14 protein-coding genes are annotated in these 21,589 nt (G+C 70.9%); 5 read left to right on the top strand and 9 right to left on the bottom strand.

Annotated elements, in window-relative coordinates:
• Window positions 1-42: 42 nt before the first annotated feature.
• The 5 genes from OG202_RS20340 to OG202_RS20360 form a co-directional block, all read right to left on the bottom strand.
• Window positions 43-1,047, bottom strand: a complete 1,005-nt coding sequence (locus OG202_RS20340) for a nucleoside triphosphate pyrophosphohydrolase (protein ID WP_328223248.1) — start codon at window positions 1,045-1,047, stop codon at window positions 43-45.
• 147 nt (window positions 1,048-1,194) lie between these two features.
• A complete protein-coding gene (locus tag OG202_RS20345; protein WP_327729366.1) occupies window positions 1,195-1,866 on the bottom strand; it encodes a SurA N-terminal domain-containing protein in 672 nt (223 codons plus the stop codon).
• A 214-nt stretch (window positions 1,867-2,080) separates the two neighbouring features.
• Window positions 2,081-3,574: a serine/threonine-protein kinase gene (locus tag OG202_RS20350; protein ID WP_326585790.1), complete on the bottom strand. Its 1,494-nt coding sequence runs from the start codon at window positions 3,572-3,574 to the stop codon at window positions 2,081-2,083.
• 44 nt (window positions 3,575-3,618) lie between these two features.
• Complete coding sequence (locus OG202_RS20355) at window positions 3,619-4,236, bottom strand: hypothetical protein (RefSeq protein WP_327729365.1); 618 nt, start codon at window positions 4,234-4,236, stop codon at window positions 3,619-3,621.
• Between the two features lie 207 nt (window positions 4,237-4,443).
• On the bottom strand, window positions 4,444-6,471 hold the full coding sequence (locus OG202_RS20360) for an N-6 DNA methylase (protein WP_328223249.1): 2,028 nt from the start codon (window positions 6,469-6,471) through the stop codon (window positions 4,444-4,446).
• 212 nt (window positions 6,472-6,683) lie between these two features.
• On the opposite strand from OG202_RS20360, the gene OG202_RS20365 reads away from it, so the two are divergent.
• On the top strand, window positions 6,684-6,812 hold the full coding sequence (locus OG202_RS20365; RefSeq protein ID WP_326582272.1) for a hypothetical protein: 129 nt from the start codon (window positions 6,684-6,686) through the stop codon (window positions 6,810-6,812).
• Between the two features lie 74 nt (window positions 6,813-6,886).
• The gene (locus OG202_RS20370; RefSeq protein ID WP_327729363.1) at window positions 6,887-7,624 is read left to right on the top strand and encodes a hypothetical protein; all 738 of its coding nucleotides are present in this window, start codon (window positions 6,887-6,889) and stop codon (window positions 7,622-7,624) included.
• Between the two features lie 33 nt (window positions 7,625-7,657).
• On the opposite strand, the gene OG202_RS20375 is transcribed toward OG202_RS20370, so the two are convergent.
• On the bottom strand, window positions 7,658-8,380 hold the full coding sequence (locus OG202_RS20375) for an HNH endonuclease family protein (RefSeq protein WP_326582270.1): 723 nt from the start codon (window positions 8,378-8,380) through the stop codon (window positions 7,658-7,660).
• A gap of 545 nt (window positions 8,381-8,925) precedes the next feature.
• Here OG202_RS20375 and OG202_RS20380 point away from each other — a divergent pair.
• Complete coding sequence (locus OG202_RS20380; RefSeq protein WP_326582269.1) at window positions 8,926-10,353, top strand: RICIN domain-containing protein; 1,428 nt, start codon at window positions 8,926-8,928, stop codon at window positions 10,351-10,353.
• Between the two features lie 177 nt (window positions 10,354-10,530).
• Here the strand turns inward: OG202_RS20380 and mfd are convergent, their stop codons facing one another.
• Window positions 10,531-14,064, bottom strand: a complete 3,534-nt coding sequence (gene mfd / locus OG202_RS20385; RefSeq protein WP_327729362.1) for a transcription-repair coupling factor — start codon at window positions 14,062-14,064, stop codon at window positions 10,531-10,533.
• Between the two features lie 412 nt (window positions 14,065-14,476).
• Here mfd and OG202_RS20390 point away from each other — a divergent pair, with 412 nt between their 5' ends.
• Window positions 14,477-15,952: a DUF2079 domain-containing protein gene (locus tag OG202_RS20390; protein ID WP_328223250.1), complete on the top strand. Its 1,476-nt coding sequence runs from the start codon at window positions 14,477-14,479 to the stop codon at window positions 15,950-15,952.
• A 202-nt stretch (window positions 15,953-16,154) separates the two neighbouring features.
• Here the strand turns inward: OG202_RS20390 and OG202_RS20395 are convergent, their stop codons facing one another.
• A complete protein-coding gene (locus tag OG202_RS20395) occupies window positions 16,155-18,734 on the bottom strand; it encodes an ABC transporter permease (RefSeq protein WP_326582266.1) in 2,580 nt (859 codons plus the stop codon).
• Entirely contained in the window at window positions 18,731-19,519 is a 789-nt protein-coding gene (locus OG202_RS20400) for an ABC transporter ATP-binding protein (protein ID WP_326582265.1), read from the bottom strand. Before OG202_RS20400 ends, OG202_RS20395 begins: the two co-directional genes overlap by 4 nt.
• 512 nt (window positions 19,520-20,031) lie before the next feature.
• Here OG202_RS20400 and OG202_RS20405 point away from each other — a divergent pair.
• Window positions 20,032-21,525 carry an MFS transporter gene (locus OG202_RS20405; protein WP_327732229.1) on the top strand — a complete coding sequence of 498 codons (1,494 nt, stop codon included), beginning with the start codon at window positions 20,032-20,034 and terminating at the stop codon, window positions 21,523-21,525.
• Window positions 21,526-21,589 lie beyond the last annotated feature (64 nt).

A 21,589-nucleotide genomic window follows, 5' to 3' on the forward strand; every position in this document is an offset into this window, starting at 1 on the left:
ACAAGCCCCCACGCGTCGCGACCACCCGTAAGGACAACGGTACTAAGCGTGCAGCCCCTCAGCAGCCCGTACCGCGTCCCGGTACACCCGGGCCGCGGCGCGCAGCGCCGCCTCGGGGTCGACTCCGGCCGCCTCGGCTCGCACTGCCATCGCCAGCAGTTCGTAGCCGGGGCCCTCGCCGGCCGGGAGGGGAACGTCCAGGTTCGTCGCGCGCACCCGTGACGCCAGCTTCGAGGCGAGGGCGAGGCCGGGCTGGCCCAGGGGGATGCCGTCGGTCACCGACTCGCGTTGTTTCTCCACGGCCTTCGTGCGGAGCCAGTGTGCCTTGACCTCTTCCGGGGTCGTGGCCGTCGCGTCGCCGAAGACGTGGGGGTGGCGGTGGATGAGTTTGGTGATGATGCCGGCGGCCACGTCGTCGATGGAGAAGGGGGTGTCGGGGTCGTCCTCGGCGATGCGGGCGTGGAAGACGACCTGGAGGAGGACGTCGCCCAGCTCCTCTCGGAGTTCGTCGCGGTCGCCCTCCTCGATGGCTTCGACGAGTTCGTACGCTTCCTCGATGCCGTACTTGGCGAGGCCCTTGTGGGTCTGCTGGGAGGACCAGGGGCATTCGGCGCGGATGCGGTCCATGACCTGGACGAGGTCGAGGAGGCGGGCGCCGGGGAGGTCATAGGAGGCGGGGAGGAGCTCCAGGGACGGCATCCGGACCCGGCCGGAGCCGGCGAGGCGGGCGAGGCCGTCGGTGAGGTGGGGTTCGCCCTCGGCGGTGGCCACCACGACCACCGTGCGGTCGTCGGCGCAGGCGTCGACCAGTTCCTCCGCCGTCGGCGTCGCCCGCTCGACCGTGATGCCGGCCTCGCGGAGGTAGGGAAGCTGGGGGTGCGCCTCGTCCGCGCAGAGGACGCGGTCCGCCCCGTGCAGCGCCTGCCAGGCCGGCCAGGAGAGCAGGCCGGGGGCGACGCGGTGGCTGGTGGTGAGCAGGACGACTCGGCCGGGGCCGGTCTCGGGGGCCGGGGTGGCGGGGGCGCCGTCGGGGCGGTGTGCGTTCACCCCACGAACGTAACGCACGTCACGGACGACCCCCGAAGTTATCCACAGGCTGTGCCCTGCCGCACCCTGCTCTGCCGCGGCCCTGCTCTGCCGCGCCCTGCCGTGGGCCGGTGCCCCGAGTACCGGATCAGCGCACCGGCCCGCCGGCTACGCCGACTCCCGTGTCCCCGCCGCGGTGACGTCCTTCAGCCACGGTGTCTTGGCGTCCAGCAGGCCGACCCGGCCGGACGTCGGGTCGACGCCCCAGCTGCCGTAGCGCGGATTGAGGTCCACGTCGAGTTTCTTGGAGGCCTCGGAGAGGGCCTGCCAGAAGACCGTGCCGCCCTCCTGGGTGTTGAGGTCGGCGCCGAGGGCGGTGGAGAGTTTCTGGACCTCGACGTCGCTGCTGAGGCTCTCCTCCAGCTGTTCGGGGGCGACGCTGTAGCGCTGGAGGTAGGCCGCCTCCAGGGCCTCGGCGCCACCGGCCTCCTTTTCCAGGTCGGAACGGTACTGCTGGACTTCCTTGCGGGTGACGGTCACGCCGGCGTCGTCGAGCGCCTGGTCGAGGACCTTCTCCAGGACCATGCCGTTCAGGGTGTTGCGGGTCAGGGCGCCGCTCTGGGCGACGACCTGCTGGTACTGGTCCGCGTCCGTGATGGCGGCGCGCTGGGCGGCGCGCACTTCGTTCACCCGGTTCTCCAGTTGCGCGACCGTGATCCGGTCGGCCCCGACGACGGCCGCCGCGCCGGGATGCGCGTCACTTCCGCAGGCGGTGAGGAGCGGGGCCGCGGCGGTGATCGCGGCGGAGAGGAGGAGCGCGGTGCGACGGCGGCGGTGCAAGTGGGCCTCCCGAGGAGATTGTGCGGCGGTGCACAAAGTCTTGCGGTGATCGATGGTAGGCAGTGGCCCTGCTCTCGGCCAGCCATTCGACCAACGATTCACGCCGACTTCGGGCACCGTCGTACCGGGACCGAGCCACCACCGGCCCACGCGCGGCGCCGGGCGGCGACCGTCGCACCTTTTGTCCCACCATGGCCAGGATCGGCCGCCCGTGTCAGCCGCGCACCTGCCCCAGCCACTGCAGCGTGCGCCGGACCTCGCCCGCCAGCGGATGGCCCGGCCCCCGCAGCCGTTCCACATCGAGCAGCAGGCGGCCGAGGGTCTCGTGGGCGGCGCCGCGGTCGCCGAGGGCGAGGAGCAGGTGGCCTATGCGGCGGCGGACGTCGAGGGAGAGTTCGGGGTCGCCGCCGACGTACTGGTTCTCGTAGTACGGCAGCAGCGAGCGGTACTCGGCGAGGGCCGCGGCCGGTTCGCCGAGTTGTTCGAGGCACTGGGCGGAGTCGTAGCGGAAGCGCAGCGCCTGGGTGTCGGCCTGGCCGGCCTCGGTGGCGCGCTCGTCGGCGAGGCGGCGCAGCTCGGGCAGGGCGCGGCGGTACTGGCCGTCGTCCATGAGGGTGGCCGCGTACTGCTTGCGCAGGGTGCGGACGACCGGTGAGTGCTCACCGTGCTGGGCGGCGGCGGCCGGGAGGATCGCGCCGAGGATGTCGACGGCCTGGGTGATGCGGCCCTCGCCGAGGAGCCGCTTGACCTCGTCCACGGCGCCGGCCACGTCGGGCTTGTCGGCCGCGGGCGCGGGGTCGGGCGCGGCCGACGGCTGCGGCGCGGGTATGCGGGCCCGGTCCGGCCAGGGGGCGTGCGGACGCAGGAAGGGGCGCGTGGGGTCGAGCGGGGAGCCGGTGGGCATACCGCGCGCGGGGAGGAGCGGGAGGAGCTGCTCGTACGTCTCCTGCGCGGAGGACGGGCGGTGCTGCGGGTCCTTGGAGAGCAGCCGGAGGACCAGGGCCTCCAGGTTCTCGGGCACCTCGGGGCGCAGTCGGCGGACGGGGACCGGCGGCTCGTAGAGGTGGCGGTGCAGGACGCCGAGGGCCGTGGAGCCCGTGAACGGGACGTTCCCGCTGAGCAGTTCGTGGATCAGCACACCGAGGGCGTACAGGTCGGTGTACGGGCCGACCGCGCCGCCCATGGCCTGTTCGGGGGCCATGTAGGCGGGGCTGCCGATGGGCGAACCGGTGTGGGTCAGGCGGGTGGTGTCGGTGTCCATGACGGAGGCGACGCCGAGGTCGAGGACGGTGACGGTGCCGTCCTGCTTGACCATGACGTTCCGCGGCTTGAGGTCGCGGTGGATGATCGGTACCGCGTGCACGGCGGACAGCACGGCGCACAGCTGGGCGGCGACCGAGACGGTCCACTGCCACGGGTACGGGTCGTGCTCGGCGAGGTGGTCGGCGAGGTCGGCCCCGTCGACGTACTGCATGACGAGGAACAGCTCCTCGCCCTCGCTGCCGGCGTCGTGCACGGTCACCAGGCCGGGGTGGTCGACCTGGGCCGTGACGCGGCACTCGCGCACGAAGCGGCGGCGCAGCTCGTCGGCCTCCTGGCCCGCGACCTTGTCCGGGCGCAGCAGCTTGACCGCCACGCGCCGGTCGAGGCGCTGGTCGTACGCCGTCCACACCTGTCCCATGCCGCCCTGGCCGATGAGCGTGGACAGTTCGTAGCGGCCGGTGATCAGGCGTCCGGTCCCCTGCCCCTGGATCACCGGTCTCCTTCGTGGTTGCGCAGATAGTCACTGAGCTCGTCGAGCTCGGCGCGCACCTGGTCTATGCGGGCGGGCCCGGGGCGCTGCGGCTCCGGCCCGGGCTGCGGCTGCGCATGCTGCGGGGGCTGCGGGGGCTGGTGCTGAACGGGCGGCTGCGGGAGCGGCGGGGCCGGGGTGTAGGGCTGCGGGACCTGGACCGGCGGGTAGCTGTACCCGGTCTGCTGCGCGTACCCCGTGGTCTGGGCGTACGGCGACGGCGGGGCCGTCCGGGAGCGGCTGGAGTGGCGTATGTCCGCGGCCAGGTAGTACGCGACGATCGCGATCAGGCCGCCGAACAGCATCGACATGCCGACGTCGCCGCGCCAGGTGGTGAACTCTTCCTCGCCCGGGTCGGTGCCGATGATGTACAGCGTCGCGACGATGTGGACGACCGCGAGGGCGAACAGCCACCAGTCCAGGGTCCTGCGGGTCACCGAGGCGAGCCGCAGCAGGCACGCCCAGGCGAGCAGGCCACAGCTCATGACCGCGACCACCACGAAGATCACACGGAGTGTGACCTGGCCCCCTTGATCGGGGCCGGGGGGCGGTGTCGGCGCGTAGCCGTGGCCGTGCATGGCTGCTCCTGAGGGCCTGGTGAGAGCGAGTTGCGATGTCGTCCCGAGGGTATCGGTCGATCACGACATGACGTCCAGGGTTGTGGACAACCGTTGTAGTACCGCAGTGCTGGTCACGCCGCCCGAGGCGGAGCGGTTCCGTCCGGTAGACGGGATCGTGGAGGGAGTTGGCGGTGCCGGGCCGCCCTGACCACGAGGTCCGCCGCCTCAGTCCGGGGCGACCGTACCGTCCGTCAGTCCGTCGTACATGCCGCGCACCAGGCGTTCGCCGAGGCGGCCCGCCTGGCGGAGGGCGGCCTCGAAGGCGGCCAGGGCGCGGAACCGTTCGCCGTAGCGGCGTTGCTGGTCCAGGGGAAGCCGGGGCAACTGGAGGCGGCGTACGTCGAGGCGGGTCGCGGTGGAGGCGTAGCTGCTGGCCTGGCGACTGTTGGCGGTGCCGCGCAGGAAGCCGGCGACGAACCACGCGTCGAGCGCGGCCGGGTCGGGGCGCAGCAGCGTGAGGTTGCGGCCGAGGGCTGCGCCGGCGGTCTCCTCGTCGATCACCCGGGCGACCCCGCCGCCGCCCAGGACGGGGACGACGACGTCGCCGGGCTCCACGAGCACGGGGTCCTCACCGGTCTCCGGCAGGGTTCCCGAGGGGGCCGTGCCGGCCAGGACGTCGTGATCGGTGAGCACGCGCGCGTGGGGGCCGCTCCCGCCCGTGCGCAGCATGAGGGCTCCCCCGCGCGCGAGTTCGCCGACCGTCGTGAGGGGCCAGCGCGCGGTCTCCACCCCGTCGGCGACCGGGGGCGCGAGGTCGGCGGTCAGCCGCAGGGTCTCGCCGAGGCGTTCGCGTACGGCGGTCAGCTCCTCGGCGCCGCCGCCCGCGGCCGGGGGCGGCAGATGCCGGGCGGGGGCCAGGTCCACGTCGTCGTCGAGCAGGTCGATGACCGGCACCGAACGGCTGAGCCCCGGCTGTTCCGTCACCTCGCCCTCCCGGTCGAAGGGCCGCCAGGCGTCGAGCACGGCGGTGCGCACCGCCGTCCAGTCCACCCCGCTCCGTCCCTCGGGCACGAGCCGCCCGGTGTCGACGAGCAGCAACTCCGGTGGCACGGGCGCCTTACCGGGCCTGCGCAGCACCCACAGGTGCAGCGGGATGTTGTACGGCGGTGCCGCGCCCACCGGCAGCGCGATCACGGCGCGCAGGGCGCCCCGGCGCAGCAGGTCGGCGCGGATACGGCGCCCCGAGCGGCGGCTCGCGACGGCCGGCGGCATCAGCAGCACGGCGGTGCCGCCGTCCTCCAGGCGGGCCAGCGCGTGCTGCACCCAGGCGAGTTCGGATTCCGTACGGGCCGGGAAGCCGTACTCCCAGCGCGGGTCGTAGGCGAGTTCGTCGTGGCCCCAGTTGCGCTCGTTGAACGGCGGGTGGCACAGGACGGCCTCGGCCCTGAGGTGCTCGTACGCGTCCGCGCGGAGGCTGTCGCCCGGGGCGGTGCGGATGGTGCTCTTGCCGCGCAGGGCGAGGCGGAGCGCGGTGAGGGCGGCCAGGTCGCTGGAGCTGTCCTGGCCGTACAGCTCCTGGCCGGACCGCGGGGCGACGGCGCGCAGGAGGGCGCCGGTGCCGCAGGCCGGGTCGAGCACCGAGCGCGCGGGCCCGGCGAGTTCGGCCATCAGCTCGGCGAGCTCGCCCGGAGTGAGCGTGTACTGGCGCGGGTTGGCGTCGAGGTGCCGGGCGAGCAGGAACTCGAAGGTCTGGCGCGCGCCCAGGTCGGCCGCGAGCTCGGTGGCGCCGCGCAGCAGCGGGATCGAGGGCAGGAACTCGGCGGGGGTCGGGTGCGGCACGGCCGGCTCGCGGACCAGGCCGAAGCGCGGGGTGAGGACGTGCCAGAGCGGCTCGGGCAGAATCCGGGCGAGTTGCCCGTCGTCGGGGCAGGCACTCAACTCCAGCCAGGCCAGGGGCCGGTCGTGGAGGTAGAGCAGCGCGCAGCCCGCGTGCACCAGGGCGGTCACGGGGCCCTCCGGATGGCCGGTGACCTGCTGCCAGACGCGTTCCTTCAGGGGCACCTCGGCGAGCTTGCCCTGGTTGCGCAGCCACTCCTCGACCTCGGCGAGCGAAAAGGCCGGGCTGGTCTCGGTGCCGCCGACCGGTTTGGGGAAGTCGGCGTGCCGTCGCCGCCAGTTGCTGACGGCGGCGCGACCCACCCCGGCGAGCCGCGCGATGTCCGCGGCCGTGACCTCTGTCCCGTTCCCCTGCACGCGCCCGGCTCCCCTCGTACCTGGTGGTGTGACGTCGAGCATACCGACGCACGCAAGATCTACCCATACACGCCGTGTACACGCTCGACTTTGTGAACCGTGTTGACTCGGTTCACAAGCTCTGCTGTCATTGACCCATCGAACGACGGACCGCCCGATCCGGGTGGTCACACGTCGGCTGCGCTGTCACACACCGGGGGAGGAACACGGCCATGGGGATGAAAACCCAGCTCGCGCCGAACGCGGCGGCGGTCGGTCTGCTCCACCGGAAGCACGGCGCGCGTGACAGCGGCACGGTTCACGACTCCTGGGGCGACGTACTCGCCACCCGCGCGTACTGACGCCACAGCTCACCAACCACCCGACGACACCGCTCACTTCTCGCTTCACCACCGATTCCCAGGGGGGAACTCCCATGCGTCGCACCGCACTCGCCGCTCTCTGCATCGCCGCCGCGGCCACCTTCTCGCTCACCGGCTGCCTGCCCGGGGACAAGGACGAGCCGAAGGGCCCGTTCGCCGGGCTGACCGGCGGCGAGATCGCCAACAAGGCCGTGAAGGCCACCTCGGACGCCGAATCGCTCCGGATGAAGGGCGAGGGCGAGGACAGCTCCGGGGAAACGGTCCAGATGGACATAGCGATGAACAAGAAAGGCGACTGCGCCGGCACGCTGAGCATGAACGGCGAGGGCGAGGCCGAGCTGGTCAAGGTCGACGACACCATCTACATGAAGTACGACGAGGCGTTCGTGCGGGCCCAGTCGAAGGACTCGTCCAAGGAGGAGGCCGACATGCTCGTCGACATGCTGGCCGGCAAGTGGACCAAGACGTCCGCGACCGCCGAGGACTCCAAGGACATCGCGAGCTTCTGCGACCTCGACACCGTGCTCGCCGACTTCAAGGACGTCAACTCCGACGCCACGCGCGGCAAGGCCGCCAAGGTCGACGGCACCCCCGCGATCGTCCTCAACGAGAAGGACGGCAAGGACCGTTACACCCTGTACGTGGCCACCGACGGCAAGCCGTACCTCCTGCGGGTCGTCAGCAAGTCCGCCGACGAGCCGAGCGACCTCACCTTGACCGACTACAACAAGCCCGTCCCGGCCGAGGCCCCCAAGGGCAAGATCATCGACCTGGACAAGGACTTCGGCTGACGCACCCTCCCGCCGGGCGGCACCGCGACCACCTCAGTCCGCGTGGAAGCGGGCCGGGGCCTTGGTCGGGTTGCCGCCCGTGGGCAGTTTCTGGTCGGGGCAGGTGGTCAGGACGCGCTTCATGGCGGACTGTTCGGCGGAGGTGACCCAGAGGTCGTACTTCGTCTTCACGGCGACCTGGGCGGCCACATAGGTGCAGCGGTACGCCTTGTTGGGCGGGAGCCAGGTGGCCGTGTCACCGTCGCCCTTGCCGCGGTTGGTGCCGGAGTCGACCGCCAGGAGGTTGAGCGGGTCGTTGGCCAGGGCTATGCGCTTGCTGTCGTCCCACTGCTGGGCGCCTTTCTGCCACGCGTCGGAGAGGGCCACGATGTGGTCCACGTCGACCTTGCTGCGGCCCCGGACGTACGGCACGTCACCGCCGGTGTACGGGTCCGGGTCGAGCACCCCGGAGACCACCGTGCAGTCGTCGGCCCGGAACTTCACGTCGTCCAGGTCGCGCTTGAGTATGTCGTCGCGGGTGCCGCAGCTGTTGGAGTCCGTGTCGGCCCAGGGGCTGCCGAACTCGCCGCGGTCGTAATCGGTCTTGGGCGCCCGCCCCTTGACGGTCAGCGCCTCCGCGGCGGCGAACGCGGCGCCGCCACCCCCGCCGGGGCTCTCCCGCGGTCCGGCCGAGCCCTCCGTGTTGTCGAATTCGCAGCCGGTCGCGGCGACCAGCACCAGAGCGACGACGGCGACCCCACCCCTCAGACGCACCACGCGACACCCCTTTCCTCTGTTCTGTGCACGCACGCGGTCCTGCGTGGGGTTCCCCGTCTCCCCTGCTCAACACCGTAGCCCCCAGGTGCGGGAGATGGTCGGTCAGCGTACGTCGGGAGACCTGACGGCGATCGTGGTCGCCCGGGACCCGGAGGAGATCTCCCGCACGGCCACCCAGTCGCCGGTCCCCCGGCGTGACGGCCGACTCACGGATCGCCGGCCGGGACCCGCTCACCCCAGGGGATGCCGGACGCGAGGCCGAAACGCGAAGCCGGGGAGCCGAAACTTCGAACAGAAATCGACTCGACCAAACATCCCGCGAACCGGACCTCCGTGAGTATTCGACCCGTCGCACAGCCTCAGGTCGACCTACTTGCCAGTTCAGGCAGGATAATTCAGGACTTTGCGGCGCCCGGATGACATCCGCGCGATTCAACACGTTCACACTCTTGACACGCATCTGTCGCAAGCATTCTCATGCTGCACGTTGGTTTCAGCCAGGTTTTGGTTGTTCTCGTGCTGTCCTGTCGTGAATGGAACCCCCGATGCGTCGTGTCTGGCTCTTCCTGCTTGCCGTGCTGATAGGTCTCCTCCCGCAAACCCTTCTGATGGGCACCGCGCACGCGGCCACCGTCACCATCCCCAACGCCACCCAGTTCACGGACACCACAGGTGCCGTCGTGCACGCGCACGGCGGGGGCGTCATCAAGGTCGGCTCGTACTACTACTGGTTCGGAGAGAACCGCAACGAGGACAACTCATTCCGGTATGTGTCCGCGTACCGCTCGACCGATCTGAAGACCTGGGAGTTCCGACGCCACGTCCTGACCCAGGCCAGCGACCCGGAGCTCGCCTCGGCCAACATCGAGCGCCCCAAGGTCATGTACAACGCGTCCACCGGCAAGTTCGTCATGTGGATGCACAAGGAGCTGGCCACCGACTACACCCAGGCCCGCGCCGCCGTCGCCGTCTCCGACACCGTCGACGGCGACTACACCTGGCAGGGCAGCTTCCGCCCGCTGGGCCACATGTCCCGCGACATCACCGTCTACACGGACGACGACGGCACCGGCTACATGATCTCGGCCGCGCGCGAGAACCGCGACCTGCACATCTACCGCCTCAGCCCCGACTACCTCACCGTCGAAACCCGTGTGCAGCTGCTCTGGCCCGGCCAACTGCGTGAGGCTCCCGCCCTGTTCAAGCGCAACGGCGTCTACTTCCTGCTCACCTCCGGCGCCACCGGCTGGCGGCCCAACCAGCAGATGTACGCGACCGCCTCCAGCATCACCGGCACCTGGGGCGCCCTGCAGAACGTCGGAGACGCCACCGCGTACGGCTCGCAGACCACGTTCGTCCTTCCCGTGCAGGGCAGCTCGGGCACCGAGTACCTCTACATGGGTGACCGCTGGGGCAACTCCTTCAACCAGAACGTGAACGCGTCCAAGTACGTGTGGCTGCCGCTGGAGTTCCCGACCGACACCACGATGACCATGGACTGGTTCGCGCAGATCAACGTCGACACCGCGGCCGGGAAGGTAGACGGCGTCGGCGGACCCTGGGAGACGATCACCGCCCGCCACAGCAACAAGTGCCTGGACGTGCCCAGCAGGTCCCTGGACGACGGCACCCAGATCACCCAGTACACCTGCAACGGCGGCATGAACCAGGCATGGTGGTTCAAGGACATGGGCAGCGGATACGTCCAGGTCGTCGCCCGGCACAGCGGCAAGTGCCTCGACGTGGCCAACAACTCCACCGCCGACGGCAACCCGATCATCCAGTGGACCTGCGGCACCGGCAGCAACCAGCAGTGGCAGCTCCAGGACGCCGGTGACGGCTGGCTCCGCCTCGTCTCACGCCGCAGCGGCAAGTGCCTCGACGTGTTGGACAAGTCCACCGCCGACGGCGCCAAGCTCATCCAGTGGGGCTGTGGCAGCGGCACCAACCAGCAGTTCAAGCGCGGCGCCTGATCACGCGCGCGGCCCTGACGTTCGGCCCGCGGCTGCCCCGACCGGACTTCTCCGGCCGGGGCCGCGGTACGGATGCCGGGTCGTTCCGCAAGCGATCGACAGCGATCGACAGCAATGGACGGCGGGCGCCCGCGATGGACGGCGGGCGCCGTCGACCGGCGAACGTCCCCTACGCCCTCACGAGCCCAGAATCGAAGCCAGGAATTCCCCGGTCCACCCCAGCAGATCCCGTCCGACCAGCGGCTTCCCGCCCACCTTCGCCGTCTTCGGGCGGGGCACCAGCACCTGGTGGGCGGCCGGCTTGATGACCGTGCCCGGGTACAGGCGCTTGAGGCGGAGCTCCTGGGACTCCCGCAGTTCCACCGGGGCGAAGCGGATGTTGGCGCCCTGGAGGACGATCTCGCCGACACCGCAGGCGCGGGCGAGCATGCGCAGACCGGCCACCAGCAGCAGGTTCTCCACCGGCTCGGGGAGCTTGCCGTAGCGGTCGACGAGTTCCTCGCGTACCGCGGCGATGTCGGCCTCGGTGTTGACGGAGGCGATCGCCCGGTACGCCTGCAACCTCAGCCGCTCCCCCGGCGCGTAGTCGTGCGGGACGTGCGCGTCGACCGGCAGCTCGATCTTGACCTCGAGCGGCGGCTCCTCCTCGATCCCCCCGGTCTCCAGCTGGCGGCGGTAGTCCGCGACGGCTTCGCCCACCATGCGGACGTAGAGGTCGAAGCCGACGCCCGCGATGTGGCCGGACTGTTCGCCGCCCAGCAGATTGCCCGCGCCCCGGATCTCCAGGTCCTTCATCGCCACGTACATGCCCGCGCCCATCTCCGTGTGCTGGGCGATGGTCGCGAGGCGCTCGTGCGCGGTCTCCGTCAGAGGCTTCTCCGGCGGGTACAGGAAGTACGAGTAGCCCCGCTCCCGGCCTCGGCCGACACGCCCCCTCAACTGGTGCAGCTGCGACAGGCCGAAGGTGTCTCCCCGCTCCACGATCAGCGTGTTCGCGTTGGAGATGTCGATGCCCGACTCCACGATCGTCGTCGAGACGAGGACGTCGAACTTCTTCTCCCAGAAGTCGACGACGACCTGCTCCAGGGCCTGTTCCGACATCTGGCCGTGGGCCGTCGCGATGCGTGCCTCGGGGACGATCTCGCGCAGCCGGGAAGCCGCGCGGTCGATGGACTCCACCCGGTTGTGGATGTAGAAGACCTGGCCCTCGCGCAGCAGTTCGCGGCGGATGGCCGCGCCGATCTGCTTCTCCTCGTACGGGCCGACAAAGGTCAGGACCGGGTGCCGTTCCTCCGGAGGCGTCGTGATCGTCGACATCTCCCTGATGCCCGTGACCGCCATCTCCAGGGTGCGCGGGATCGGCGTCGCGGACATCGTCAGGACGTCCACGTTCGCGCGCAGCTTCTTCAGCTGCTCCTTGTGTTCGACGCCGAACCGCTGCTCCTCGTCCACGATGACGAGGCCGAGATCCTTGAACTTGGTCTCGGAGGAGAAGAGGCGGTGGGTGCCGATGACGATGTCGACCGCGCCCTCGCGCAGCCCCTCCAGCGTGCCCTTGGCCTCGGTGTCCGTCTGGAAGCGGGACAGGGCCCGGACGTTCACCGGGAACTGCGAGTACCGCTCGCTGAACGTGCCGAAGTGCTGCTGCACCAGGAGGGTGGTCGGGACGAGGACGGCGACCTGCTTGCCGTCCTGGACGGCCTTGAAGGCGGCCCGGACCGCGATCTCCGTCTTGCCGTAGCCGACGTCGCCGCAGATCAGGCGGTCCATCGGGACCGTCTTCTCCATGTCCTCCTTGACCTCGGCGATCGTGGTCAGCTGGTCGGGCGTCTCGGCGTACGGGAAGGCGTCCTCCAGCTCCCGCTGCCAGGGCGTGTCCGCACCGAACGCGTGACCGGGCGCCGCCATCCGCGCGCTGTACAGCTTGATGAGGTCGGCGGCGATCTCCTTGACCGCCTTCTTCGCGCGCGCCTTGGTCTTCGTCCAGTCGGCGCCGCCCAGGCGGTGCAGCGTGGGTGCCTCGCCACCGACGTACTTCGTGATCTGTTCCAGCTGGTCGGTCGGGATGTAGAGGCGGTCGCCGGGCTGGCCGCGCTTGGCGGGGGCGTACTCCACGACCAGGTACTCACGGGTCGCGGCCTGCACGGTCCGCTGGACCATCTCGATGTAGCGGCCGACGCCGTGCTGCTCGTGGACGATGTAGTCGCCCGCTTCGAGGGTGAGCGGGTCGATGGTCTTGCGGCGGCGGGCGGGCATCCGGGCGCCGTCCTTGCCGGCGGCCTTCTGTCCGGACAGGTCGGTCTCGGTGAGGACCGCCAGCTTCAGGGACGGGTCGATGAAGCCGTAGTCGATCGAGCCGCACGCCACGTGCACGACGGACGGGGCGACCTCCTTCAGGTCGGCCGCCAGCCGGGCGGCGATGCCCTCGCCGCCGAGCACCTCGACCGTGCGGGCGGCCGGGCCGTGGGCCTCCGTCACGAACACCGTGCGCCAGCCGTCGGCGAGCCAGCCCTTGGTGTCGGCGAGGGCCTTGGCCGTGTCGCCGCGGTAGGTCTCGGGGGCGTGCATGCCCAGCTTGAGGGTGTCCGCCTCAAGCTCCTCGTCGGCCGCGAACGGCGACACCGACCACCACATCATGTCCAGCTCACGGGCCCGGTCGCGGACGTCCGCGATGGACCGGAGGGAGGCCGCGCCGACGTCGATGGGTGCCTCGCCGCCTCCGGCGGTCGCCGCCCACGACGCCTGCAGGAACTCCTGCGAGGTGGTCACCAGGTCCGCGGCCCGCGTCCGCACCCGCTCCGGGTCGCACACGATCGCCATGGCGCCCTTCGGCAGGACGTCGATCAGCAGTTCCATGTCGTCGACGAGGACCGGAGCGAGGGATTCCATCCCTTCGACGGCGATGCCCTCGGCGATCTTGTCGAGGAGTTCGCCCAGTTCCGGGTGGCGTTCGGCGAGGGCACGCGCGCGGGCGCGTACGTCGTCGGTGAGGAGGAGTTCACGGCAGGGCGGCGCCCACAGGCCGTGCGCGGCGACCTCCAGCGATCTCTGGTCGGCGACCTTGAAGTACCGGATCTCCTCGACGTCGTCGCCCCAGAACTCCACCCGGAGGGGGTGCTCCTCGGTCGGCGGGAAGACGTCCAGGATGCCGCCGCGTACGGCGAACTCGCCGCGCTTCTCGACGAGTTCGACGCGGGAGTACGCGGCTGCCGCCAGCGCCTCGACCGTACGGTTCAGGTCGGCCGTCTCGCCCGTGCGCAGGGCGACCGGTTCCAGGTCGCCGAGACCCTTGACCTGGGGCTGGAGGACCGAACGGACCGGGGCGACGACCACCGAGACCGGGCCGGTCTCCGGGTCGTCGGGGCGCGGGTGGGTCAGGCGGCGCAGGACGGCGAGACGGCGGCCGACGGTGTCGCTGCGCGGGCTGAGGCGCTCGTGCGGGAGCGTCTCCCACGCCGGGTACTCCACGACGCCGTCCGGGGGGAGCAGGGAGCGCAGGGCCGCCGCCAGGTCCTCGGCCTCGCGGCCCGTCGCCGTCACGGCGAGTACGGGGCGGCCGGCGTCCCGGGCGAGGGCGGCCACCGCGAAGGGGCGGGCCGCCGGGGGGCCGACCAGGTCGATGTGGGTGCGGTGGCCGTCGGACGCCGCCCTGATCGCTTCCGCGAGGGGGGCGTCCTTGACTACGGCGTCTAGCAGACCGTGGAGGCTCATTGAGGGCGTTTCCCGTCCGGGTGGGCAAGGTGGGGGGTTACTGGCTTGGGGCTGGCTCGTGGGGCTGCTGGGGCAACACGAACGCCCGGACTCGTGTGACGGGCCGGGGGTCTCCAGGGTACGACGAGCGGTGTGGGGGGTGTGGACGACTTTTGTCCCGCCCCCGCCGCCCCTGCCCGTCCCTCCCCCACTCTCGCTCTCGGCTTCGCTCGAGCGGGAGGTGCCCCCATCCAGGGGCTGCGCCCCTTCGACCCCCGGTCCCTGTGCGTTTGTTCGTATGTGCGGGAGCGTCGTGGTTGATCGCGCAGTTCCCCGCGCCCCTGAAAGAACAAGGGGCTTCACCCCCTCACACACAGGCCGCCTAACCTTCTAGGCACCGCCGCCCCCGCCCCCCAGCCGAACGTGAGCACCCATGGTCCCGAGCGCCCCGTCCACGAAGCCGTCGGCGCCGTCGCTCATACCGGGGCCGTTCGCGGCCTCGGCCCCGCCCCGTGACCGGCGATTCCCCCTTGCGGGCCGTGAGCCCTACCTGCTGGCGGTCGTGCTGTTCGTGGCGTACGCCGTGGTGTCGGTCGGGCGGTACCTGCGGATGGGGACCCGTTCGTACGACCTGGGGATCTTCGAGCAGACGGTGCGTGCGTACGCGCACCTCCAGGCACCGATCGTGGAGCTGAAGGGGCCGGGGTACAACGTCCTCGGGGATCACTTCAGCCCGGTCACCGTGCTGCTCGCGCCGTTCTACCGGGTGTTTCCGTCCCCCGTGACGCTGCTCGTCGCGCAGGCGGCGCTGTTCGCGCTGTCGGCGATACCGGTGACCCGGGCGGCGACGCGTGTGCTGGGGCGGGCCCGGGGGCTCGCGCTGGGCGCGGCGTACGGGCTGTCGTGGGGACTGCAGAACGCCGTGGACTTCGACTTCCACGAGATCTGTTTCGCGGTTCCGCTGATCGCGTTCTCCCTGGAGGCGCTGCTGCTGCGGCGGTGGCGGTCGGCGCTGCTCTGGGCGCTCCCCTTGGTGCTGGTCAAGGAGGACCAGGGGCTGACGCTGGCGGCCATCGCGGTCGTCGTCGCGCTACGGGCCCGTCGACACGGCTCGCCCCGGGTGGTGCCGTACGCCATCGCGGTCGCGTCGTTCGGCGCGGCGGCCACGCTGCTCACGTTCACCATGGTCATCCCGGCCTTCAACACCGCCGGTGCCTCCGACTACCTCGCCAAGGTCGGCGGCTCCGGCCCCCTCGACGGCGCGGACGTCAAGCTCCGCACCCTCCTCTGGCTGCTGATCCCGACCAGCGGACTGCTCGCCCTGCGCTCACCGGTCCTCCTCGCCGTCCTCCCCACCCTGGGCTGGCGGTTCGTCTCCTCCGACCAGCACTACTGGAGCACGAGCTGGCACTACAGCGCCGTACTGATGCCGATCGTCACCCTCGCGCTCGTCGACGCGCTCCCGGCCGCCCGCCACAGCTCCCGCCCGTGGCTGCGCTCGTACTCCCTCCATCTGCCCGCCGCCGTCCTCGCGGCCGCGCTCGCGCTGACGACCGCGCTGCCGCTGGGCGGCCTCACCAAGGCCGACGCCTATCGCGTCCCGGCCGGTGTCAGGGCCGTGGAGAAGCTGCTGGACACCATCCCGGACGGGGCCATCGTCGAGTCCAACATCGGCCCCATCAGCCGGCTGACCTCCCGCTGCCGCGTCTTCTGGATCGGCCGTGCCAAGGGGCTCGCGCCCGACTACATCGCCTTCAACAACAACTCCGGCTGGGTGAAGGACGTCCCCGCGTTCGCCCGTCAGCTGCATCCGCGGGACGCGTACGTGCTGCGAGGCGTCATCCAGGGATACGTGCTGCTGAAACGTACGTCCCCCGCGAGCACGTCCCCCGAGAGCACGTCCCCCTGATCACGTCCTCCTGCTGATCACCTCGTCCTGCTGATCACGCCCCCCCGGAGACGGGTGGAGCCCGGCGCCCGGAAGCCTCCGCTTCCCGACGCCGGGCTCTCCCCCGGTTCCCCGGTTCCCCCGTTCCCCGTTCCCCGTTCCCCCGTTCCCCCGTGCTCAGTGGCCGGTGGCCGGTGGCCGGTGGCCGGTGGCCGCTCGGTGGCTACTCCGTCGCGATCGCGTTCAGTACGTTCATGCGGCCCGCCCGGAACGCCGGCACCAGCGCGGCGAACAGGCCCACGAAGGCCGAGCCGATGAAGACCCCGATGATCGTCGGCCACGGGATGTCGAGGACCTTCAGGCCCTCCAGGGCGAGGAGCTGCTGGGCGGTGGCGCCCCAGCCCATGCCCAGGCCCAGGCCGAGCAGCGCGCCGAAGAGGGCGATGACAACCGACTCCAGGCGGATCATGCGGCGCAGCTGGCGGCGGGAGAGACCGATCGCTCGCATCAGACCGATCTCGCGCGTCCGCTCGACGACCGACAGGGCCAGCGTGTTCACGACTCCCAGGATCGCGACGATGATCGCGAGGGCGAGCAGGCCGTAGATCATGTTCAGGAGCTGGTCGATCTGGCCCTTCAGCGCTTCCTTGTAGTCGGTCTGGTCGCGGACCTCGTACTGCGGGTAGTCGTGCAGCGCGTCCTTGAGGGACTTGTACGCGGCCGCGTCCTGCCCCTCCTTCGCCGAGGCGAAGAGCAGCTGGTCGAGGGGCATCCTGTCGGCGGGGACGTACGTGGCCATCGTGTCGATGGAGGTGTACATCGCCCCGGCGTCGATGACGACGTCGCTGCTGGTGATCGCGCGGACGGTCAGGTCGGCCGTGCGGCCGTCCTTGAAGGCGACGGCGATCTTCGAGCCGAGCTCGACGTCGTGGTCCTTGGCGAACTTCTCGTGCACGGACATCGAGTCGGGCTTGTAGGCGTCCGCCAGCCTGCCCGCGACGACCTCGGTGGCGAGGTCGGTGGCGTAGCTCGGGTCGGCGGCGGTGATCGCCGTCTTCTTGAGTGTCTTGCCGTCGGGGGTGGTGAAGTCGGCCTGGGTGTACTTGTACTCGGTGACGCTCTTGATGCCCTCGGCGGACTTCGCCGCCTCGACGGCCTGCGGGGTGATCAGCTGGCCGGTGTCGGACTGGATGATGAAGTCCGTGCCGACCGTCTTGTCGAGCTGATCCGTGGCCGAGGCGACCATGGAGGAGCCGACGACCGACAGGCAGGCGACCAGGGCGAGACCGATCATCAGGGCGGCGCCCGTGGCCCCCGTACGGCGGGGGTTGCGCAGCGCGTTGCGCTCGGCCATCCGGCCGACGGGTCCGAAGGCCCGCAGGACGACCGCGCCCAGCACCCGCACCACGGCACCGGCGAGCAGCGGGCCGATGACGACGAAGCCGATGAGGGACAGGACGACCCCGCCGCCCAGCCACATCGAGCCCTCGCTCGCCTTGGCGGCGGCGGACGCCAGGTACAGGCAGTAGCCGCCGGCGCCGGTCAGGAGCAGGCCGATCGCGGCCCGTACGACTCCGGCCTTGGCGTCCAGCGGGGCGCCGGCGTCGCGCAGGGCGGCCATCGGGGAGACCTTGCCGGCGCGCCGGGCCGGCACGTACGCGGCGAGGACGGTGACGACGATGCCGAGGAGCAGGCCGACCGCCGGGGTGGTCCAGGCGACGGTGAGGTCGTCGGTGGACAGGTTCATGCCGGTGGCGCTCATCAGCTTCATCAGGCCGATGGCGAGTCCGACACCGCCGGCGACGCCGAGGATCGAGCCGAAGACACCCAGGAGCAGCGCCTCGACGAGGACCGACCGGTTGACCTGGCCGCGGCTGGAGCCGATGGCCCGCATGAGGCCGATCTCGCGGGTCCGCTGGGCGACCAGCATCGAGAAGGTGTTGATGATCAGGAAGATGCCGACGAGGAAGGCGATCCCGGCGAAGCCGAGCATCGCGTACTTCATCACGCCCATGAACTCGCCGACGTCCTTGGCGTTGGCGTCCGCGATCTCCTTGGCGGTCTGCACCTTGTAGGCGGCGCCGAGTTCGGCGGAGACGTTCTTCTTCACCTGCGCGTCGGTGAAGCCGGTGTCCGCGGTGATGTTGACGTTGGTGTACACGCCCGTCTCGCCGACGAGGGCCTTCTGGGCGGTCGCGGTGTCGAGGTAGAAGATCGCCGCGCCCGGGTTGGTGACCTGGAAGTCTGCGATGCCGGAGACCTTCGCCTCGTGCGTGCCGACGGCGCTGATCACACCGATCGCGTCGCCGAGCTTCAGGTCGTGCTTGTCGGCGGTGTCCGCGTCGACCACGATCTGGTCGGGGCCGCGCGGGGCGTTGCCGGACGAGATCTTCATGGTGCGGGCGTCGTTGGCGTTCCAGTTGCCGACGATGGTCGGGGCGCCGCTGGTGGGCGAGAGGCTGTCCTTGTCGGCGTCGACGACGGTGACCGAGGTCGAGAAGACGGTCCCCTCGGCCGCCTTCACGCCGTCCGCGCCACCGACCTTGTCGACGACCGATGCCGGCATGACCGGCGGCTTGCCGTTGTCGGACTGCGTCTCACCGCTGTCCGAGGCGCCCTTGGCGCTGACCGTGACGTCGGAGGCGGTGGCCGCGAACAGCTTGTCGAACGTCGTGCCCATCGTGTCGGTGAAGACCAGGGTCCCCGTCACGAACGCCACCGAGAGCATGACCGCGATGGCCGACAGCGCCATCCGTCCCTTGTGCGCGAAGAAGTTGCGCATCGAGGTCTTCATGACACTCATGACGTACGCCCCCGGGCGTCGAAGTCCTTCATGCGGTCCAGCACGGCTTCGGCGGTCGGCTTGTACATCTCGTCGACGATGCGGCCGTCGGCCAGGTACAGCACACGGTCCGCGTACGAGGCGGCCACCGGGTCGTGCGTGACCATGACGATGGTCTGGCCGAGCTCGTCGACCGACGTGCGCAGGAAGCCCAGCACCTCGGCGCCGGCCCGGGAGTCCAGGTTGCCGGTCGGCTCGTCACCGAAGATGATCTCCGGCCGCGCGGCCAGTGCCCGGGCCACGGCGACGCGCTGCTGCTGGCCGCCGGAGAGCTGGGTGGGCCGGTGCTTGAGCCGGTCGCTCAGGCCGACGGTGTCGACGACCCGCCCCAGCCACTCCTTGTTCGGCTTGCGCCCGGCGATGTCCATCGGGAGCGTGATGTTCTCTATCGCGTTCAGCGTCGGCAGCAGGTTGAACGCCTGGAAGATGAACCCGATCCGGTCCCGGCGCAGCCGCGTGAGCTTCTTGTCCTTGAGTCCGGTGATCTCGGTGTCGTCGAGGTGGATCTGACCCGACGTCACGGTGTCGAGTCCGGCGAGGCAGTGCATGAGGGTGGACTTGCCGGACCCCGAGGGGCCCATGATCGCGGTGAACTGTCCCCGCGCGATGTCCACGTCCACATGGTCGAGGGCGACGACGCGGGTCTCACCGGACCCGTACGCCTTCACGACCTGCCGCGCCCGCGCGGCAACGGCCGTAGTCCCTCCAGTACCCCCGTGCCTGGTGATGGTCACAGCCGATGTCACGGTATGTCTCCTAAGTCGGTCGGCAGGTGATGCCGATGCTGCGTTCGAGGTTCCGGGGTTCCGGGGTTTCGAGGTTTCGAAGTTCCGAAGTGGTACGTCGATGAGTCTGGTCCTCGAGGGGGTTCGGCGCGCTGGTGCCCAGCGCAGTCTTCTGCTGGGGAAAACCCCACCCCCACCGCTCCGGTGCACCGCCCCCCAGCGGCGTAAAGCCAGGTTAAGGACGGGAGGCCTGCCGTCTCGTCCTCCGGCGGTACGAACCCGCCCCCGGCCGTAGTACGGAGGTACCCCTAGGGGATCTCGCCCGCCGGGAGGAGACGGCCTCGGGGTTCGACTCCTCCCTCCGTCTCCCTCCGGCGCGACCAGGCTGCACCCTGCCGTGGCGTCAGGGTCAATGGCATGGTGGTCGGCGGCAGATAGGTGCAAGGGGAAGGCATCTGGTGGACGACAGCCCGGTGGACGGCGATCCGGTGGACGGCGATCCGGTGGACGGCGATCCGGTGGACGGCGATCCGGTGGGCGAGACACGACCCGCGCCAGGCGACTCGGCACGGCACACCGGAACCGGCCGCCGAAGAGCCGTCACCGCCGCGCTGATGCTGGCCATGGGCCTGGCCGCGCTGGACGCCACGATCGTCTCGATCGCCGTACCGCAGATCGTCGCCGACCTCGGTGGCTTCTCCGTCTTCTCCTGGCTCTTCTCCGGCTATCTGCTCGCCGCCACCGTCACCCTCCCCGTCTACGGCAGGCTCTCCGACACCTTCGGCCGCAAACCGGTCCTCGTCGTGGGCGCCGCCCTGTTCCTGCTGGGCTCGCTGCTGTGCGCGCTGGCCTGGAACATGGCCGCCCTGATCGCCTTCCGGATCGTCCAGGGCCTGGGCGGCGGCGCCCTCGCGGGCACGGTGCAGACGCTGGCGGCGGATCTGTATCCGCTCGAAGAACGGCCCAGGATCCAGTCCAGACTGTCCACGGTGTGGGCGGTGTCGGCGGTGGCGGGCCCCGGAGTGGGCGGTGTCCTGGCCGCGTACGCGGACTGGCGCTGGATCTTCCTCATCAACCTGCCGCTCGGGGCGGCGGCGTTGTGGCTGCTGGCCCGTCATCTGCACGAGCCGCCGAGGGAGTCGACCAGCCGGCCCCGGATCGACTGGGCGGGCGCCCTGACGATCCTCGCCTGCGGAGGGGCCCTGCTGACAGCGCTGGTGCAGGGCGGGGTGGCCTGGTCCTGGCTCTCCTGGCCCTCACTCACCCTGCTGGGCACGGGAGTCGCCCTGATCGCCGTGCTGGTGCTGATCGAACGCCGGGCCGCCGAGCCGATCATCCCGGGCTGGGTGTGGCGCAGGCGCACGATCGCGTCGGTGAACCTGGCGCTCGGCGCACTCGGGCTGTTGATGGTCGCGCCCACGGTGTTCCTCGCGACGTACGCCCAGTCGGTGCTGGGCCTGGCGCCGGTGGCCGCCGGTTTCGTCGTCTCCGTCTGGACTCTGACCTGGCCGTTGTCGGCGGCCCTCAGCCAGCACGTCTACCGCCGCGTCGGCTTCCGGAACACGTCGATCCTCGGCATCACGGCGGCAGCGCTCGTCCTCTTCTCGTTCGCCTTCCTCCCCTACCCCGGCGAACCCTGGCAGCCGACGCTGCTGATGCTCCTGCTGGGCGCCGCGCTGGGGCTCTTCCAGCTCCCCCTGATCATCGGCGTCCAGTCGTCGGTGGAGTGGGAGGAGCGGGGCACCGCCACCGCTTCCATCCTCTTCTGCCGCCAGACCGGGCAGACCCTGGGCGCGGCGGCCTTCGGGGCGGTCGCGAACGGGGTGCTGGCCTCCCGGCTGGGCGGCTCGGGAAACCTCGACGCCATCGCCCACGACCTCGGCTCCGGCCCGGCGTCCGAGCCGGTCCGCCGAGCGGTCGCGGACGCGGTCCACGCGGTGTACCTGGGGGCGGGGTGCGCGGCGGTGGCGGCGCTGCTGGTGCTGCTGGTGGTGGCGCCTCGGAGGTTTCCGGTGCTGAAGGGCTGAGCAGCCCCGGAAAGGGAGTTGCCCCGCCGGACGAATCCGCCGACGGGGCAACTGGTTCATCGAG

Source organism: Streptomyces sp. NBC_00310 (genome assembly GCF_036208085.1).
Lineage (GTDB): Bacteria > Actinomycetota > Actinomycetes > Streptomycetales > Streptomycetaceae > Streptomyces.

What these genes read in the sequence shown, in the direction of transcription:
- OG202_RS20355 (WP_327729365.1), bottom strand. Translation starts at nt 4,236, where the DNA reads ATGCACGGCCACGGCTACGCGCCGACACCGCCCCCCGGCCCCGATCAA.
- OG202_RS20365 (WP_326582272.1), top strand. Translation starts at nt 6,684, where the DNA reads ATGGGGATGAAAACCCAGCTCGCGCCGAACGCGGCGGCGGTCGGTCTG.
- OG202_RS20370 (WP_327729363.1), top strand. Translation starts at nt 6,887, where the DNA reads ATGCGTCGCACCGCACTCGCCGCTCTCTGCATCGCCGCCGCGGCCACC.
- OG202_RS20380 (WP_326582269.1), top strand. Translation starts at nt 8,926, where the DNA reads ATGCGTCGTGTCTGGCTCTTCCTGCTTGCCGTGCTGATAGGTCTCCTC.
- mfd (WP_327729362.1), bottom strand. Translation starts at nt 14,064, where the DNA reads ATGAGCCTCCACGGTCTGCTAGACGCCGTAGTCAAGGACGCCCCCCTC.
- OG202_RS20390 (WP_328223250.1), top strand. Translation starts at nt 14,477, where the DNA reads ATGGTCCCGAGCGCCCCGTCCACGAAGCCGTCGGCGCCGTCGCTCATA.
- OG202_RS20395 (WP_326582266.1), bottom strand. Translation starts at nt 18,734, where the DNA reads ATGAGTGTCATGAAGACCTCGATGCGCAACTTCTTCGCGCACAAGGGA.